The organism is Pantoea sp. GM_Pan_4 (assembly GCF_026541005.1).
GTDB classification, from domain to species: Bacteria; Pseudomonadota; Gammaproteobacteria; order Enterobacterales; family Enterobacteriaceae; genus Pantoea; species Pantoea dispersa.
The window spans coordinates 188,852-205,198 of record NZ_JALNUZ010000004.1 but is presented as its reverse complement, the minus strand read 5'-3'; the positions used below and the strand labels follow the sequence as shown (position 1 = coordinate 205,198).

General features: G+C 58.4%; 13 protein-coding genes. 12 read left to right on the top strand and 1 reads right to left on the bottom strand.

Features of this window, described 5'->3' with window-relative positions; genetic code table 11:
• Positions 1-36: 36 nt before the first annotated feature.
• From nuoC to OXR61_RS12005, 12 genes are all read left to right on the top strand, one after another.
• Positions 37-1,836, top strand: a complete 1,800-nt coding sequence (gene nuoC / locus OXR61_RS12060; RefSeq protein ID WP_031280036.1) for an NADH-quinone oxidoreductase subunit C/D — start codon at positions 37-39, stop codon at positions 1,834-1,836.
• A gap of 2 nt (positions 1,837-1,838) precedes the next feature.
• Entirely contained in the window at positions 1,839-2,354 is a 516-nt protein-coding gene (nuoE, locus tag OXR61_RS12055) for an NADH-quinone oxidoreductase subunit NuoE (protein WP_021509216.1), read from the top strand.
• A gap of 2 nt (positions 2,355-2,356) precedes the next feature.
• A complete protein-coding gene (gene nuoF, locus OXR61_RS12050) occupies positions 2,357-3,697 on the top strand; it encodes an NADH-quinone oxidoreductase subunit NuoF (RefSeq protein WP_031280037.1) in 1,341 nt (446 codons plus the stop codon).
• A gap of 100 nt (positions 3,698-3,797) precedes the next feature.
• On the top strand, positions 3,798-6,521 hold the full coding sequence (gene nuoG, locus OXR61_RS12045) for an NADH-quinone oxidoreductase subunit NuoG (RefSeq protein ID WP_021509218.1): 2,724 nt from the start codon (positions 3,798-3,800) through the stop codon (positions 6,519-6,521).
• Positions 6,518-7,495: an NADH-quinone oxidoreductase subunit NuoH gene (gene nuoH, locus OXR61_RS12040; RefSeq protein ID WP_021509219.1), complete on the top strand. Its 978-nt coding sequence runs from the start codon at positions 6,518-6,520 to the stop codon at positions 7,493-7,495. The genes nuoG and nuoH overlap by 4 nt, the downstream gene beginning before the upstream one ends.
• 11 nt (positions 7,496-7,506) lie before the next feature.
• Positions 7,507-8,049 carry an NADH-quinone oxidoreductase subunit NuoI gene (nuoI, locus tag OXR61_RS12035; RefSeq protein WP_021509220.1) on the top strand — a complete coding sequence of 181 codons (543 nt, stop codon included), beginning with the start codon at positions 7,507-7,509 and terminating at the stop codon, positions 8,047-8,049.
• Between the two features lie 10 nt (positions 8,050-8,059).
• Positions 8,060-8,611 carry an NADH-quinone oxidoreductase subunit J gene (gene nuoJ / locus OXR61_RS12030; protein ID WP_021509221.1) on the top strand — a complete coding sequence of 184 codons (552 nt, stop codon included), beginning with the start codon at positions 8,060-8,062 and terminating at the stop codon, positions 8,609-8,611.
• Positions 8,608-8,910 carry an NADH-quinone oxidoreductase subunit NuoK gene (nuoK, locus tag OXR61_RS12025; RefSeq protein ID WP_013509877.1) on the top strand — a complete coding sequence of 101 codons (303 nt, stop codon included), beginning with the start codon at positions 8,608-8,610 and terminating at the stop codon, positions 8,908-8,910. The genes nuoJ and nuoK overlap by 4 nt, the downstream gene beginning before the upstream one ends.
• Entirely contained in the window at positions 8,907-10,742 is a 1,836-nt protein-coding gene (nuoL, locus tag OXR61_RS12020) for an NADH-quinone oxidoreductase subunit L (protein WP_021509222.1), read from the top strand. The genes nuoK and nuoL overlap by 4 nt, the downstream gene beginning before the upstream one ends.
• A 208-nt stretch (positions 10,743-10,950) precedes the next feature.
• Entirely contained in the window at positions 10,951-12,471 is a 1,521-nt protein-coding gene (gene nuoM, locus OXR61_RS12015; RefSeq protein ID WP_031280038.1) for an NADH-quinone oxidoreductase subunit M, read from the top strand.
• A gap of 6 nt (positions 12,472-12,477) precedes the next feature.
• The gene (gene nuoN, locus OXR61_RS12010; protein ID WP_031280039.1) at positions 12,478-13,935 is read left to right on the top strand and encodes an NADH-quinone oxidoreductase subunit NuoN; all 1,458 of its coding nucleotides are present in this window, start codon (positions 12,478-12,480) and stop codon (positions 13,933-13,935) included.
• Between the two features lie 175 nt (positions 13,936-14,110).
• Positions 14,111-14,563, top strand: coding sequence for a GNAT family N-acetyltransferase (locus tag OXR61_RS12005; RefSeq protein ID WP_021509225.1), 453 nt, complete (start codon positions 14,111-14,113; stop codon positions 14,561-14,563).
• 28 nt (positions 14,564-14,591) lie between these two features.
• Here the strand turns inward: OXR61_RS12005 and OXR61_RS12000 are convergent, their stop codons facing one another.
• The gene (locus OXR61_RS12000; protein WP_031280040.1) at positions 14,592-16,250 is read right to left on the bottom strand and encodes a glucan biosynthesis protein; all 1,659 of its coding nucleotides are present in this window, start codon (positions 16,248-16,250) and stop codon (positions 14,592-14,594) included.
• Positions 16,251-16,347 lie beyond the last annotated feature (97 nt).

Sequence of the window (16,347 nt, the reverse complement as noted above, 5' to 3'; positions counted from 1 at the left end):
GAGTGCCTGATTACAGGCCGGAATGGTGAGTAACGTATGACAGATTTAACCACGCAAGATCTCGCTCAGCCTGCATGGCAAACCCGGGATCACTTGGATGATCCGGTGATCGGCGAGCTGCGTAACCGTTTTGGGCCGGATGCCTTTACCGTTCAGGCCACCCGCACCGGCATTCCGGTCGTTTGGGTGAAGCGTGAACAGCTACTGGAAATCATTGAATTCCTGCGTAAGCTGCCGAAGCCGTACGTCATGCTCTATGACCTGCACGGTTTCGATGAGCGTTTACGTACTCACCGCGCCGGTCTGCCCGCCGCGGATTTTTCCGTTTTCTATCACTTGCTGTCGATTGAACGCAACCGCGACATCATGCTCAAGGTGGCGCTGTCTGAAAACGATCTGAATGTGCCCACCATCACCAAAATTTTCGCCAACGCCAACTGGTACGAGCGCGAAACCTGGGAGATGTTTGGTATCACCTTCAACGGCCACCCACACCTGACGCGCATCATGATGCCGCAGACCTGGGAAGGGCACCCGCTGCGTAAAGACTACCCGGCGCGCGCCACCGAGTTCGATCCTTTCACGCTGACTAAGCAGAAAGAAGATCTGGAGATGGAGTCACTGACCTTCAAGCCGGAAGACTGGGGCATGAAGCGTGGCACCACCAATGAGGACTTCATGTTCCTCAACCTCGGTCCGAACCACCCTTCAGCGCACGGTGCGTTCCGCATCATTCTGCAGCTGGATGGCGAAGAGATCGTCGACTGCGTGCCGGACGTGGGTTACCACCACCGCGGCGCGGAGAAGATGGGCGAGCGTCAGTCGTGGCACAGCTATATTCCGTATACCGACCGTATCGAGTACCTCGGCGGCTGCGTAAACGAAATGCCGTACGTGCTGGCGGTGGAAAAGCTGGCGGGCATCACCGTACCGGATCGCGTGAATGTGATTCGCGTGATGCTGTCAGAGCTGTTCCGTATCAACAGCCACCTGCTGTACATCTCCACCTTTATTCAGGACGTCGGTGCCATGACGCCGGTGTTCTTTGCCTTTACCGACCGTCAGAAAATCTATGACGTAGTGGAAGCGATCACCGGTTTCCGTATGCACCCGGCGTGGTTCCGCATCGGCGGTGTGGCGCACGATCTGCCGAAAGGCTGGGAACGTCTGCTGCGCGAGTTCCTCGACTGGATGCCGAAGCGTCTGAAAGAGTACGACAAAGCTGCGCTGCGCAACACCGTACTGATGGGCCGTTCGCAGGGCGTGGCCGCTTATAACATGGACGAAGCGCTGGCGTGGGGCACCACCGGTGCCGGTCTGCGCGCCACCGGTCTGGATTTCGACGTGCGTAAATGGCGTCCCTACTCCGGCTATGAAAACTTCGACTTCGAGGTGCCGGTCGGTGCGGGCATCAGCGACGCTTACACCCGCGTGCAGCTGAAGATGGAAGAGATGTGGCAGTCGCTGCGTATCCTTGAGCAGTGCCTGAAGAACATGCCGGAAGGTCCGTTCAAGGCCGATCATCCGCTGACCACGCCGCCACCGAAAGAGCGCACGCTGCAGCACATTGAAACCCTGATCACGCACTTCCTGCAGGTTTCGTGGGGCCCGGTAATGCCGGCCAACGAATCGTTCCAGATGATTGAAGCGACGAAAGGGATCAACAGCTACTACCTGACCAGCGATGGCAGCACCATGAGCTACCGCACCCGCGTGCGTACGCCGAGCTTCCCGCATCTGCAGCAGATCCCTTCGGTGATCCGCGGCAGCCTGGTATCCGACCTGATCGTGTACCTCGGTAGTATCGATTTTGTTATGTCAGACGTGGACCGCTAATTATGCACGATCAAAAAATTGCCATTCAAACCATCGACCCGACTGAGGTCTTTGTGCTGAGCGAGGCCGAGCACCACGCTATTGAGCATGAAAAACATCACTATGAAGATGCGCGCGCGGCGTCGATTGAAGCGCTGAAGATCGTGCAGAAGCAGCGCGGCTGGGTGCCAGACGGTGCCATCAACGCGATTGCTGAGGTACTGGGCATTCCGGCCAGCGACGTAGAAGGTGTGGCGACGTTTTACAGCCAGATCTACCGTACGCCGGTTGGCCGCCACGTGATTCGCTACTGCGACAGCGTGGTGTGCCACATCACCGGTTACCAGGGCATTCAGGCGGCGCTGGAGCAAAACCTGAACATTAAGCCAGGACAAACCACGCCGGATGGCCGCTTTACGCTGCTGCCAACCTGCTGCCTCGGCAACTGTGACAAAGGCCCGACCATGATGGTGGATGAAGATACCCACGTTCACCTGACGCCGGAAGGCATCGCCAATCTGCTGGAGCAGTATCAATGACCATTAAACAGATCATTCGTACTGCGGAAACCCATCCGCTGACCTGGCGTCTGCGTGACGACAAACAGCCGGTATGGTTCGATGAATACCGCAGTAAAAACGGCTACGTTGGCGCCGATAAAGCGCTGAAGGGCATGAGCCAGGACGAGATCGTCGCCGCGGTGAAGGATTCCGGCCTGAAAGGGCGCGGCGGTGCGGGCTTCAGCACCGGCCTGAAATGGAGCCTGATGCCCAAAGATGAATCCATGAACATCCGTTACCTGCTGTGTAACGCCGATGAGATGGAACCTGGCACTTATAAAGACCGCCTGCTGATGGAGCAGTTGCCGCACCAGCTGGTGGAAGGCATGCTGATCAGTGCGTTTGCGCTGAAAGCCTACCGTGGCTACATCTTCCTGCGCGGTGAATACATCGAAGCCGCGGAAAATCTGCGTCGTGCCATCGCCGAAGCCACTGCCGCGGGCTATCTCGGTAAAAACATTCTTGGTACCGGCTTCGATTTCGAGCTGTTTGTTCACACCGGTGCCGGCCGCTATATCTGCGGCGAAGAGACCGCGCTGATCAACTCGCTGGAAGGGCGCCGCGCTAACCCGCGTTCCAAGCCGCCGTTCCCGGCCAGTGCCGGCGTCTGGGGCAAACCGACCTGCGTTAACAACGTTGAGACGCTGTCCAACGTCCCGGCGATCTTCCTGAATGGCGTGGAGTGGTACAAAAACATCTCCAGCAGCGAAGACACAGGCACCAAGATGATGGGCTTCTCCGGTCGGGTGAAAAATCCGGGCGTGTGGGAACTGCCGTTTGGCACCACCGCGCGTGAAATCCTTGAGGATTATGCCGGCGGTATGCGCGATGGCCTGAAGTTCAAAGCCTGGCAACCGGGCGGAGCCGGTACCGACTTCCTGACCGAGCAGCACCTCGACCTGCCGATGGAATTTGCCAGCATCGGCAAAGCCGGCAGCCGTCTGGGTACCGCGCTGGCGATGGCGGTCGACCACGAAATCAATATGGTGTCGCTGGTACGCAACCTCGAAGAGTTCTTTGCGCGCGAGTCGTGCGGCTGGTGTACGCCGTGCCGTGACGGTCTGCCATGGAGCGTGAAGATCCTGCGTGCGCTGGAGCAGAAAAAAGGCCAGCCGGGGGATATCGAAACCCTGCTGCAGCTGTGCCGCCAGCTCGGTCCGGGCAAGACGTTCTGCGCCCACGCACCGGGTGCCGTTGAGCCACTGCAGAGCGCGATTAAATATTTCCGTGACGAGTTTGAAGCTGGCATTGCGCCGCAGGTGTTTGGCAATACCCGCGCCATTGGCGGGATTCAGCCTAACCTGCTGAAAGCGCGCTGGTAAGCCGCCGTCGTACACGGAATCGCCCGGGCCTGAGGCTGCGGGGCAGGAATTAGATGTTTAACGCTCGTTTGCGGACGAGCCTTACGGAAGCATGTTCACTATGGCTACAATCCATGTAGACGGTAAAGAATATGATGTGAACGGAGCGGACAACCTGCTGCAGGCGTGTCTGTCTCTGGGCCTTGATATTCCTTATTTTTGCTGGCATCCGGCGCTGGGAAGCGTAGGAGCCTGCCGCCAGTGCGCGGTGAAGCAATTCCAGAATGCCGAAGATACCCGTGGTCGCCTCGTCATGTCCTGCATGACGCCTGCGTCTGACGGCACCTTTATCTCCATCGACGATGGCGAAGCGAAAGAGTTTCGTGAAAGCGTGGTGGAGTGGCTGATGACCAACCACCCGCACGACTGTCCGGTGTGCGAAGAGGGCGGTAACTGTCACCTGCAGGATATGACGGTAATGACGGGACACAGCTTCCGTCGCTACCGTTTCACCAAACGTACCCATCAGAATCAGGATCTCGGGCCGTTTATCTCGCATGAGATGAACCGCTGTATCGCCTGTTACCGCTGCGTGCGCTACTACAAAGATTACGCCGATGGCAAAGATCTTGGCGTGTACGGCGCGCATGACAACGTCTACTTTGGCCGTCCGGAAGATGGCACGCTGGAGAGCGAATTCTCCGGTAACCTGGTAGAAATCTGCCCGACCGGCGTGTTCACCGATAAAACCCACTCTGAACGCTATAACCGTAAGTGGGATATGCAGTTTGCGCCCAGCATCTGCCAGCAGTGCAGCGTGGGTTGTAACACCAGCCCGGGCGAGCGCTATGGCGAGCTGCGTCGTATCGAAAACCGCTACAACGGATCGGTGAACCACTACTTCCTGTGCGACCGTGGCCGTTTCGGCTATGGCTACGTGAACCGTAAAGATCGTCCGCGTCATCCGGAACAGCTGCGCGGCACTGACCGTATCACGCTGAACGCAGAACAGGCGGTTAATGCCGCCGCGGATATCCTGCGTCAGGCGAAGAAGGTGATCGGTATCGGTTCGCCACGCGCCAGTATCGAAAGCAACTTCGCGCTGCGCGAACTGGTGGGCGCAGAAAACTTCTCAACCGGTATGCCGGCAGCTGAGCAGGCGCGGGTTGAGCTGATGCTGAAAGTACTGCAGCAGGGCGGCATCTACACGCCATCGCTGCGTGAAATTGAAAGCTATGACGCCGTACTGGTGCTGGGTGAAGATCTGACTCAGGTCGGTGCCCGCGTGGCGCTGTCGGTGCGTCAGGCCGTTAAAGGCAAAGCACGCGAAATGGCCGCCGCTCAGAAAGTCGCTGACTGGCAGATCGCCGCCATCCTCAACATTGGTCAGCACGCCAAACATCCGCTGTTTGTCACTAACGTTGATGAAACCCGTCTCGATGATATCGCCGCGTGGAGCTATCGCGCACCGGTGGAAGATCAGGCCCGCCTGGGCTTCGCCATCGCGCACGCGCTGGATGACAGCGCACCGGCGGTTAGCGATTTTGACAGCAGCCTGAACGGCAAGCTGGACGTGGTGGTTCAGGCGCTGGCCGGCGCGAAAAAACCGCTGATCATTTCCGGCACCCACTCGGGCAGCACGGCAATGATTGAAGCGGCAGCCAACGTGGCTAAAGCGCTGAAAGCGCGCGGTGCCGACGTCGGTATTACCTTCCTCGCCGGTGCGGCCAACAGCTTTGGTCTCGGCCTGATGGGCGGCCAGTCGCTGGACAGCGCGCTGGAGCAGCTGGATAAAGGCGAAGCGGAAGCGCTGGTGGTGCTGGAGAACGATCTCTACCGTCACGCGCCGAAAGCCACCGTCGATGCGGCACTGCATAACACCGCGCACGTGATCGTGGTTGATCATCAACGCACGGCCACGCTGGAGAAAGCCGGTCTGGTGCTCTCCACCGCCAGCTTTGCCGAGAGCGACGGCACCTCCATCAACCATGAAGGTCGCGCCCAGCGCTTCTTCCAGGTTTACGATCCGGCCTATTACGACGATAGCGTGGTGATGCTGGAGAGCTGGCGCTGGCTGCATTCGCTGCACAGCGCCGTCGAGAGCCGCCAGATTGACTGGACGCAGCTCGATCACGTGATTGATGCCGCGATTGTGGCGCTGCCGCAGCTGAAAGGGATTAAGGACGCGGCGCCGGACGCCAGCTTCCGTATTCGTGGCCAGAAACTGGCGCGTTCACCGCATCGTGCCAGTGGCCGTACCGCCGCGCGCGCCAACATCAGCGTGCACGAACCGCGTCAGCCGCAGGATAAAGACACCATGTTTGCCTTCTCCATGGAAGGTAACAACCAGCCGTCGGCACCGCGTTCGCAGATTCCTTTTGCCTGGGCACCAGGCTGGAACTCACCGCAGGCGTGGAACAAGTTCCAGGCGGAAGTGGGCGGTAAACTGCGTCATGGCGATCCGGGCGTGCGGCTGTTCGAAGCCAGCGAAAGTGCACTGGACTGGTTCAGCCAGGTTCCGGCACGCTTCGTGGGCGGCAGCCAGTATCGCGTGGCACCTTACTATCAGCTGTTTGGTAGTGAAGAGATGACGCAGCGCTCGCCAACCTTCCAGAAACGCATGGCGCCAGCCACGCTGGTGATCAACCCGGCAGATGCTGAGAAGCTGGGCGTTAATAACGGTGCGTCCGTGGAGCTGGTTTGCGCCGGTGAAACGCTGCGTCTGCCGGTGCGCTTCTCTGCGGCACTGCAGGCGGGGCAGGTGGGTCTGCCGCTTGGCATGCCGGGTGTACCGCCGTTCCTCGCGGGTGCGCAAATTGACAAACTGCAGGAGGCAGCGCAATGAGCTGGCTGACACCGGACGTTATTGACATCATCCTGCAGGTGGTGAAAGCCATTGTGATCCTGTTGGTGGTGGTGGCCTGTGGTGCCTTCATGAGCTTTGCCGAGCGTCGTCTGCTCGGCCTGTGGCAGAACCGTTATGGACCGAACCGCGTAGGCTGGGGCGGCTCGCTGCAGCTGGCGGCGGACATGATCAAAATGTTCTTTAAAGAGGACTGGGTTCCGCCGTTTACCGATCGCTTCATCTTTACCCTGGCACCGGTCATCGCCTTCGTTTCGCTGCTGCTGGCGTTTGCGATTGTGCCGGTTTCGCCGAGCTGGATGGTCACCGATCTGAACATCGGTCTGCTGTTCTTCCTGATGATGGCGGGTCTGGCGGTATACGCCGTACTGTTCGCGGGCTGGTCGAGTAACAACAAATACTCGCTGCTCGGTGCAATGCGTGCCTCCGCGCAGACCCTGAGCTACGAAGTGTTCCTCGGCCTGTCACTGATGGGCGTGGTGGCGCAGGCGGGTTCCTTTAACCTGAACGCCATCGTTGAGAGCCAGACGCACCTGTGGAACATCATCCCGCAGTTCTTTGGCTTCGTGACCTTCTGTATTGCCGGTGTCGCGGTATGCCACCGTCATCCGTTTGACCAGCCGGAAGCGGAGCAGGAACTGGCCGACGGTTACCACATCGAATATGCCGGGATGAAGTTCGGCCTGTTCTTTGTCGGTGAGTACGTGGCCATTACTACCGTATCGGCGCTGATCGTCACCCTGTTCTTCGGTGGCTGGCACGGTCCGTTCCTGCCGCCGTTCATCTGGTTCGCCCTGAAAACGGCGTTCTTTATGGTGATGTTTATCCTGATTCGTGCTGCGCTGCCGCGTCCACGCTATGACCAGGTGCTGTCGTTCGGCTGGAAAGTATGTCTGCCGTTGACGTTATTGAACCTGCTGGCCACTGCCGCAGTGATTCTGTACAACGCGCAGTAAGGGGTTTTGAGATGACTTTAAAAGATATTGTCGTTGGCTTCGGCACGACAGTGCGCAGTATCTGGATGATTGGCATGCATGCCTTCGCCAAGCGCGAAACCCAGATGTATCCGGAAGAGCCGGTTTATCTGCCGCCGCGCTACCGTGGCCGTATCGTGCTGACGCGCGATCCGGACGGCGAAGAGCGCTGCGTGGCCTGTAACCTGTGCGCCGTTGCCTGCCCGGTCGGCTGTATTTCGCTGCAGAAAGCGGAGATGCAGGATGGCCGCTGGTATCCGGAATTTTTCCGCATCAACTTCTCGCGCTGCATCTTCTGTGGTTTATGTGAAGAAGCGTGCCCGACCACCGCGATTCAGCTGACGCCGGACTTCGAACTCGGTGAGTTCAAGCGTCAGGATCTGGTGTATGAGAAGGAAGACCTGCTGATTTCCGGCCCGGGTAAATATCCGGAGTACAACTTCTACCGCATGGCAGGTATGGCGATCGACGGTAAAGACAAAGGCGACGCGGAAAACGAAGCCAAACCGATCGACGTTAAAGGCTTATTACCTTAAGGAGCCAGGTATGGAATTTGCGTTTTATCTTTGCGGACTGGTGGCGGTGCTGACGACATTGCGCGTCATCACCCACACCAATCCGGTACATGCGCTGCTGTACCTGATTGTTTCGCTGCTGTCGATTGCCGGCGTGTTCTTCTCGATGGGTGCCTATTTTGCCGGTGCGCTGGAGATCATCGTCTATGCCGGTGCCATCATGGTGCTGTTTGTGTTCGTAGTGATGATGCTCAACCTGGGTAAAACCCAGCAGGATCAGGAGCGCGAATGGCTGAAGCCGTCGCTGTGGATCGGTCCGGGCATTGTCTCGCTGCTGCTGCTGGTGGTGATGATCTACGCCATCCTGACCGCGACCGACCAGGGTATTGATGGCACCGTCATCGATGCCAAAGCGGTGGGCATCAGTCTGTTTGGCCCGTATGTTCTGGCGGTTGAGCTGGCGTCAATGCTGCTGCTGGCCGGTCTGGTGGTGGCGTTCCATATCGGACGTGAAGATCGTCAGGGCGAAGTGCTGAGCAACCGCGTGTCAGACGCGGCGGCCAATAAGGAGGAGCACGCATGATCCCGTTACAACACGGCCTGATTCTGGCTGCTGTGCTGTTTGTTCTCGGCCTGACCTCGCTGGTGCTGCGCCGCAACCTGCTGTTTATGCTGATCGGTCTGGAGATCATGATCAACGCCGCGGCGCTGGCGCTGGTGGTGGCAGGCAGCTACTGGGGACAAGCCGACGGCCAGGTGATGTACATCCTGGCAATCAGCCTCGCGGCGGCGGAAGCCAGTATTGGTCTGGCGCTGCTGCTCCAGCTCTATCGTCGTCGTCAGACGCTGAACATTGACACAGTGAGCGAGATGCGCGGATGAATCTTCTCTATTTAACCGTATTATTTCCGCTGATTGGCTTCCTGCTATTGGCGTTTTCCCGTGGTCGCTGGTCGGAGAACCTGTCGGCTGCGGTGGGGATGGGTTCAGTGGGCCTTGCGGCGCTGACCACCGTATTTGTGGGTGTGGACTTCTTTAGTCACGGCCAGCAGCCATTTACCCAGGCGCTGTGGACCTGGATGCACGTGGGTAACTTTGACATCAAAGTGAACCTGGTGCTGGACGGTCTGTCGCTGACCATGCTGTCGGTGGTTACCGGCGTCGGCTTCTTCATCCACATGTTCGCTTCCTGGTACATGCGCGGTGAAGAGGGCTATTCACGCTTCTTCGCCTACACCAACCTGTTCATCGCGAGCATGGTGGTGCTGGTGCTGGCCGATAACCTGATGCTGATGTACCTTGGCTGGGAAGGGGTAGGGCTGTGTTCCTACCTGCTGATTGGCTTCTACTACAGCAATCCGGAAAACGGCAAAGCGGCGATGAAAGCCTTCATCATCACCCGTGTCGGTGACGTGTTCCTCGCCTTTGCGCTGTTCATTCTCTACAACGAACTGGGTACGCTGAACTTCCGTGAGCTGATGGAGCTGGCCCCGGCGCACTTCGCGGCGGACAACCACATGCTGCAGTGGGCGACGCTGATGCTGCTGGGCGGTGCCGTGGGTAAATCGGCACAGCTGCCGCTGCAGACGTGGCTGGCCGATGCGATGGCCGGTCCGACGCCGGTCTCCGCGCTGATCCACGCTGCCACCATGGTAACCGCAGGCGTCTATCTGATTGCCCGCACCCACGGTCTGTTCCTGCTGACGCCGGAAGTGCTGCATCTGGTGGGTATCGTTGGTGCGATTACGCTGGTGCTGGCGGGCTTCGCCGCGCTGGTGCAGACCGACATCAAACGCGTGCTGGCTTACTCCACCATGAGTCAGATCGGCTACATGTTCCTGGCGCTGGGCGTACAGGCGTGGGACGCTGCGATTTTCCACCTGATGACCCATGCGTTCTTCAAGGCGCTGCTGTTCCTCTCCTCCGGTTCCGTGATTCTGGCCTGTCATCACGAGCAGAACATTTTCAAAATGGGCGGTCTGCGTAAGAGCATCCCGCTGGTGTATGTCTGCTTCCTGGTGGGCGGTGCCGCGCTGGCCGCGCTGCCGCTGATTACCGCCGGCTTCTACAGTAAGGACGAGATTCTGTTCGGTGCGCTGGCAAACGGTCACATCAATCTGATGGTCGCCGGTCTGGTGGGTGCATTCCTTACCTCAATCTACACCTTCCGCATGATCTTCATCGTGTTCCACGGCGAAGAGAAAATTCATGCGCATGCCGGTAAAGGCATTACGCATCACCTGCCGCTGATTGTGCTGCTGGTACTCTCGACCTTCGTTGGCGCGCTGATTACGCCTCCGCTGGCGGGCGTGCTGCCACAGAACGAGTTTGGTGAAACTGGCAAAGTGGCGCTGGAAATCACCTCGGGTGCCGTGGCGATTATCGGAATCCTGATTGCCGCCGCGCTGTGGCTGGGCAAACGTCAGCTGGTCACCCGCATCGCCAACAGCGCGCCGGGCCGTTTCTTCGGCACCTGGTGGTTTGCGGCCTGGGGCTTCGACTGGCTGTACGACAAGGTATTTGTTAAACCGTACCTTGGCATTGCCTGGCTGCTGCAGCGCGATCCGCTCAACTCCCTGATGAACCTGCCAGCGCTGCTGTCGCGCATTGGTAACAAAGGTCTGATCGTGAGCGAGAACGGCTATCTGCGCTGGTATATCGCGTCGATGAGCGTCGGTGCCGTGGTGGTGCTGGCGCTGATGCTGGTGATTTAACGATTGATGAGCGGGGCGCGCGATGGTTTAGCGCCCCACGTAAGAATGTTCAAAATTGTCTGATACACGGGTGAGATCAACGCAGTCAGTTTGGTGTTCGCCAGCGCAGCAACCGGCGCGTAGTAATACGTGAACGTTGCCCGCGTGGGCGAGGCGAAACAGGCGCGTCCGATAGCCTGAACGAAGACGAAAATAGGGAATGTACGCCGTGTTATTACCTTGGCTAATAATTATACCCTTTGTTGGGGGCTTGCTTTGCTGGCTGGCTGAGCGCCTTGGCGCGAAGGTGCCGCGCTGGATTGCCCTGATCACCATGGGGCTGACGCTGGCGCTGGGCCTGCAGCTGTGGCTGCAGGGCGGCTATTCGCTGACGCAGGCTGCGGGCCTGCCGCAGTGGCAGTCGACTTTCCTGGTGTCGTGGATCCCACGCTTTGGCATTAATTTCCATCTGGCGCTGGATGGCCTGTCGCTGCTGATGGTGGTGCTGACCGGCCTGCTGGGTCTGATGGCGGTACTCTGTTCGTGGAATGAAATCGAAAAGTATCAGGGCTTCTTCCACCTTAACCTGATGTGGATTCTCGGCGGCGTGATCGGCGTGTTCCTCGCCATCGACATGTTCCTGTTCTTCTTCTTCTGGGAAATGATGCTGGTGCCGATGTACTTCCTCATCGCGCTCTGGGGTCACAAAGCGTCTGACGGGAAAACCCGTATCAGCGCGGCAACCAAATTCTTCATCTATACCCAGGCGTCAGGTCTGGTGATGCTGATTGCCATTCTGGCGCTGGTGTTTGTGCACTACAACGCCACTGGCGTCTGGACGTTCAGCTATGAAGAGCTGCTGAAAACGCCAATGTCACACACCGTTGAGTATCTGCTGATGCTGGGCTTCTTCATCGCCTTTGCGGTGAAAATGCCGGTGGTGCCGCTGCACGGCTGGCTGCCGGATGCCCACAGCCAGGCACCGACCGCTGGTTCGGTTGACCTTGCCGGTATCCTGCTGAAAACTGCGGCTTACGGCCTGCTGCGTTTTAGCCTGCCGCTGTTCCCGAATGCGTCGGCGGAGTTCGCGCCGATCGCCATGTGGCTCGGCATCATCGGTATCTTCTACGGCGCCTGGATGGCGTTCTCGCAGACCGATATCAAACGTCTGATCGCCTACACCTCGATTTCGCACATGGGCTTCGTGCTGATTGCCATCTACACCGGCAGCCAGCTGGCGTTCCAGGGCGCGGTGGTGCAGATGATTGCGCACGGCCTGTCGGCCGCGGCGCTGTTCATCCTGTGCGGTCAGCTGTATGAACGTCTGCATACCCGTGACATGCGCCAGATGGGCGGCCTGTGGTCGCGCATCAAGTGGATTCCGGGCCTGTCGCTGTTCTTTGCCGTGGCCAACCTCGGTATGCCGGGCACCGGTAACTTTGTTGGTGAGTTCATGATTCTGACCGGCAGCTATCAGGTGGTGCCGTTGATTATCGTGATTGCCACCTTCGGCCTGGTATTTGCCTCGGTGTACTCGCTGATCATGATGCAGCGCGCTTACTACGGCGAAGCCAAATCAAAAGAGCCGCTGGCTGGAATGTCGCCGCGCGAATTCCTGACCATCGGTGTACTGGTCGTGCTGCTGGTGCTGCTGGGCGTTTATCCGCAGCCAATCCTCGACACGTCCCATGCTGCGATGAGCAATATTCAGCAGTGGTTTACCGCTTCAATTTCAACTACAAGGCCGTAATTCGCCATGACAATAACTCCTCAACAATTGATCGCGTTGCTACCGCTGTTAATCGTCGGATTGACGGTGGTGGTTGTGATGCTGTCCATTGCGTGGCGACGCAACCACTTTGTTAATGCCACGCTGACGGTCATCGGTCTAAACCTCGCGCTGCTGTCGCTGTGGTTTGTGGGCCACGTGGGCGCCATGGATGTCACGCCGCTGCTGCGCGTGGATGGCTATTCGATGTTCTATACCGCGCTGGTGATGCTGGCGAGTCTGGCAACCTGCACTTTTGCTTATCCGTGGCTGGCCGGTTTCCCGGACAACAAAGATGAGTTCTATCTGCTGGTGCTAATCGCGGCGCTGGGCGGGATCGTGCTGGCCAGCGCCAACCATCTGGCAGCGCTGTTCATCGGTATCGAACTGCTGTCGCTGCCGCTGTTTGGTCTTATCGGCTACGCCTTCCGTCAGAAGCGCTCGCTGGAAGCGGCGCTGAAGTACATGATTCTGTCGGCTGCGGCTTCCTCATTCCTGATCTTCGGTATTGCGCTGGTCTACGCCGATTCCGGCAGCCTGAGCTTTGTGCAGCTCGGCAAGAGCCTGAATGACAGCATGATTCAGCAGCCGCTGCTGCTGGTCGGGCTGGGCATGATGATCATCGGTCTTGGCTTCAAGCTGTCGCTGGTGCCGTTCCATCTGTGGACGCCAGACGTTTATCAGGGCGCGCCGGCTCCGGTCTCGACCTTCCTCGCCACCGCCAGCAAAATCGCTATCTTTGCGGTCATCATGCGTCTGTTCATGTACGCACCGGTAACCGACAGTGAAGCGGTGCGCACCGTGCTGGGTGTGATTGCCTTCGTCTCGATTCTGTTCGGTAACCTGATGGCGATTTCGCAGAGCAACATCAAGCGTCTGCTCGGCTATTCATCTATCGCGCATCTTGGCTATCTGCTGGTGGCGCTGATTGCGGTGAAAACCCATCAGCTGTCGCTGGAAACCGCCGGTGTCTATCTGGCCGGTTACCTGTTCAGCAGCCTCGGCGCCTTCGGTGTAGTCAGCCTGATGTCGAGCCCGTACCGTGGTCCGGATGCGGATACGCTTTACTCGTATCGCGGTCTGTTCTGGCATCGTCCTATTCTCTCCGCCGTGATGACGGTGATGATGCTGTCGCTGGCCGGTATCCCAATGACGCTGGGCTTTATCGGTAAGTTTTACGTCATCGCATCAGGCGTTAACGCGCATCTGTGGTGGCTGACCGCGGCGGTTGTCGCCGGTAGCGCCATTGGTCTGTACTACTACCTGCGCGTTACGGTGAGCCTGTACCTCAGCCCGCCGGAACTGCACACCCGCGATACCCCGGCCAACTGGGCGTTCACCGCAGGTGGTGTGGTGGTGCTGATCTCCGCTATCCTGGTGTTGCTGCTCGGTGTTTATCCGCAGCCGCTCATCACGCTGGTGCAGCTGGCCCAGCCGCTGATGTAAACAGCGCGTCATCTTCACAATCAGGCCTGCGGGCCTGATTTTTTTTGCCTGCAATTTGAGAGTTTGATCACATTGCTCCGCGTGTCCGCCCCTGTTACGTGCAGCCCACTGCGTTTAGCGCATGCGCTGTGATAGGCTGTGAAGATCACTTTTTTCGCTCAGACAAGGAAGCATGATGGATATGCAATGGCTTGATTGCCACCACAGTGAACTGACCGCGCAGCAGCTGTATACCGTGCTGGCGCTGCGCAATCAGGTGTTTATCGTCGAACAGGCCTGTCCGTATCAGGATATAGATGGCCAGGATTTGACAGCTGATAACCGCCATCTGCTGGGCTTTCTTGATGGCAAACTGCTGGCCTATGCGCGTCTCCTGACGCCCGCGCTGGCTTCCTCGCCGGTGACCATTGGTCGGGTGATTGTGTCGGAAGAGGCGCGCGGCCTGAAACTGGGCTATCGGCTGATGGAGCAGGCGCTGAACAGCTGCGAACAGCACTGGCCGCAGCGGGCGGTGTATCTGTCCGCGCAGGCGCATCTGGAAGGCTTTTATGGTCGCCTGGGTTTCCGGGCAGTCACGGACGTTTATCTGGAAGATAATATTCCGCACGTCGGCATGCAGAAAAACTAACGGCGAGGTGTTGGCCTCGCCGTGCAGGTTAGCCCGGCGTCATCTGCCGGTCGTCGGTGTACTTGCGCTGATCGGGCGGTGGCGGGAAGTACTGATACAGCCAGGTTTCGCTCAGCGTCTCATCTTTGGTGCGCAGGAACAGGCGCATATCTACCGGTTTGGTTGAGTCGCTATTCGGATACCAGTCAAACAGGATACGGTAACCTTTCAGCGGTTCGACGTAGAGAATCTCCACCTGTTTGAAGGTGCCGGACGACACGGTGATCACCGGTTCGATGCCTTTCGGCGCGGCCGCCTGCAGGTCGCCGCCAATGAAATCGATAGCAAAGCGGCGGCACCACTGGTCCGGGAAGTGTTCGCCCGGTGCCCAGCCTTCCGGGAAGCCACCAATACCGGTGCGCGTGGCATCAACGCGGGCCAGACCGCTGCGGACCGGCGGCAGCTGGCTCCAGTAGAGTTTGTACTGGAAATTAAACTCGCTGCCAGCTTTGACCGGCTCGGCCGGCTGCCAGAAGCAAACAATGTTATCCAGCGTTTCCCCGGTCGTCGGGATCTCCATCAGGTTGATGGCGCCTTTACCCCATTTACCGATCGGCTCCACCCACAGGCTGGGGCGTTTGTCATACCAGCCAATCACGTCCTGATAATCTTTGAAATCATGATTCAGCTGCAGCAGACCGAAGCCGCGTGGGTTTTCATCCTGATAGGCATTAAACTGCAGGCGCTGCGGGTTATTCAGCGGACGGGCAATCCACTCGCCGCTGCCGCTCCACATCGCCAGGCGATCGGAGTCATGAATCTGCGGATGATAGGTATTGCACATGCGGCGCTCGTTGGTGCCGCAGCTGAACATGCTGGTCATTGGCGCAATACCGAGCTGACGAATCTCGTTGCGCGCAAACAGGTGGTTTTCCACCTCCATCACCACGCGTTTTTCTTCGCAGTGAATGGTGAATTTGTAGGCACCGGTGACGCTGGCCCCGTCCAGCAGTGCATACACCACAAAGGTGGTGTCTTCAGCTTTTGGCGTCTCGAACCAGAAGGCGGTGAAGTCGGGAAATTCTTCCTGGCCATTGCTGAAGGTGTTAACCGCGACGCCACGGGCTGACAGGCCATATTGGTAGGTTTCATCTACCGCGCGGAAGTAGCTGGCACCGAGGAAAGAAACGATGTCGCGTCGCGCCAGCTCCGGTTTTTTAAAGGCGCGGAAACCGGCAAAGCCGAGGTCGGTTTTACCCACCAGCTGCTGGGTATCCACGTTGGCGTTGTGATAATTAAACAGTTCCGGACGGAAGTGGATTTCCCGCGCCTCGCGGCTGGCGGCGTCCACGGAGAACATGCGAATGCGGCGCTTAAAGCCCATGCCAACGTGGAAGAACTGCACATCCAGCTCGCGGTCGGCGATGTTGTTCCACAGTGAGTGGTTAGCGTCGTACTGAATTTCGTTATACGCCTGCGGTGTCAGATTGGCCAGGGTCGCGGGCAGGGGGCCGGGCGCGCCGCCCCAGGGCTGTTTGGCCAGCGCCGCGGCTTTCTTTTTCAGCACATCGAAATCGAAGCGCACGGCGGTTCCGTCGGCGATGCCATCATCGGCCCAGGCGGACTGCGCAAACAGCGAGGAGAGCCCGGTCATGCCGCTAACGGCAGAGAGGGCCATGGACGCTTTCATAAATTTTCTACGATTCATGCCGGAAATCTTTTCCTTAGCTGCTCGGGTGTATTGAGGCTGTCGCAAGACATTTAGCGTCAGGCTATAGGGGGTTACGACAGTGGCGAAAATAAAA

Excerpts from the sequence above, each read along its gene's own strand:
- nuoC (WP_031280036.1), top strand. The coding sequence starts at position 37 with ATGACAGATTTAACCACGCAAGATCTCGCTCAGCCTGCATGGCAAACC.
- nuoI (WP_021509220.1), top strand. The coding sequence starts at position 7,507 with ATGACTTTAAAAGATATTGTCGTTGGCTTCGGCACGACAGTGCGCAGT.
- nuoK (WP_013509877.1), top strand. The coding sequence starts at position 8,608 with ATGATCCCGTTACAACACGGCCTGATTCTGGCTGCTGTGCTGTTTGTT.
- nuoE (WP_021509216.1), top strand. The coding sequence starts at position 1,839 with ATGCACGATCAAAAAATTGCCATTCAAACCATCGACCCGACTGAGGTC.
- OXR61_RS12005 (WP_021509225.1), top strand. The coding sequence starts at position 14,111 with ATGGATATGCAATGGCTTGATTGCCACCACAGTGAACTGACCGCGCAG.
- nuoJ (WP_021509221.1), top strand. The coding sequence starts at position 8,060 with ATGGAATTTGCGTTTTATCTTTGCGGACTGGTGGCGGTGCTGACGACA.
- nuoN (WP_031280039.1), top strand. The coding sequence starts at position 12,478 with ATGACAATAACTCCTCAACAATTGATCGCGTTGCTACCGCTGTTAATC.
- nuoH (WP_021509219.1), top strand. The coding sequence starts at position 6,518 with ATGAGCTGGCTGACACCGGACGTTATTGACATCATCCTGCAGGTGGTG.
- nuoL (WP_021509222.1), top strand. The coding sequence starts at position 8,907 with ATGAATCTTCTCTATTTAACCGTATTATTTCCGCTGATTGGCTTCCTG.
- nuoG (WP_021509218.1), top strand. The coding sequence starts at position 3,798 with ATGGCTACAATCCATGTAGACGGTAAAGAATATGATGTGAACGGAGCG.
- OXR61_RS12000 (WP_031280040.1), bottom strand. The coding sequence starts at position 16,250 with ATGAATCGTAGAAAATTTATGAAAGCGTCCATGGCCCTCTCTGCCGTT.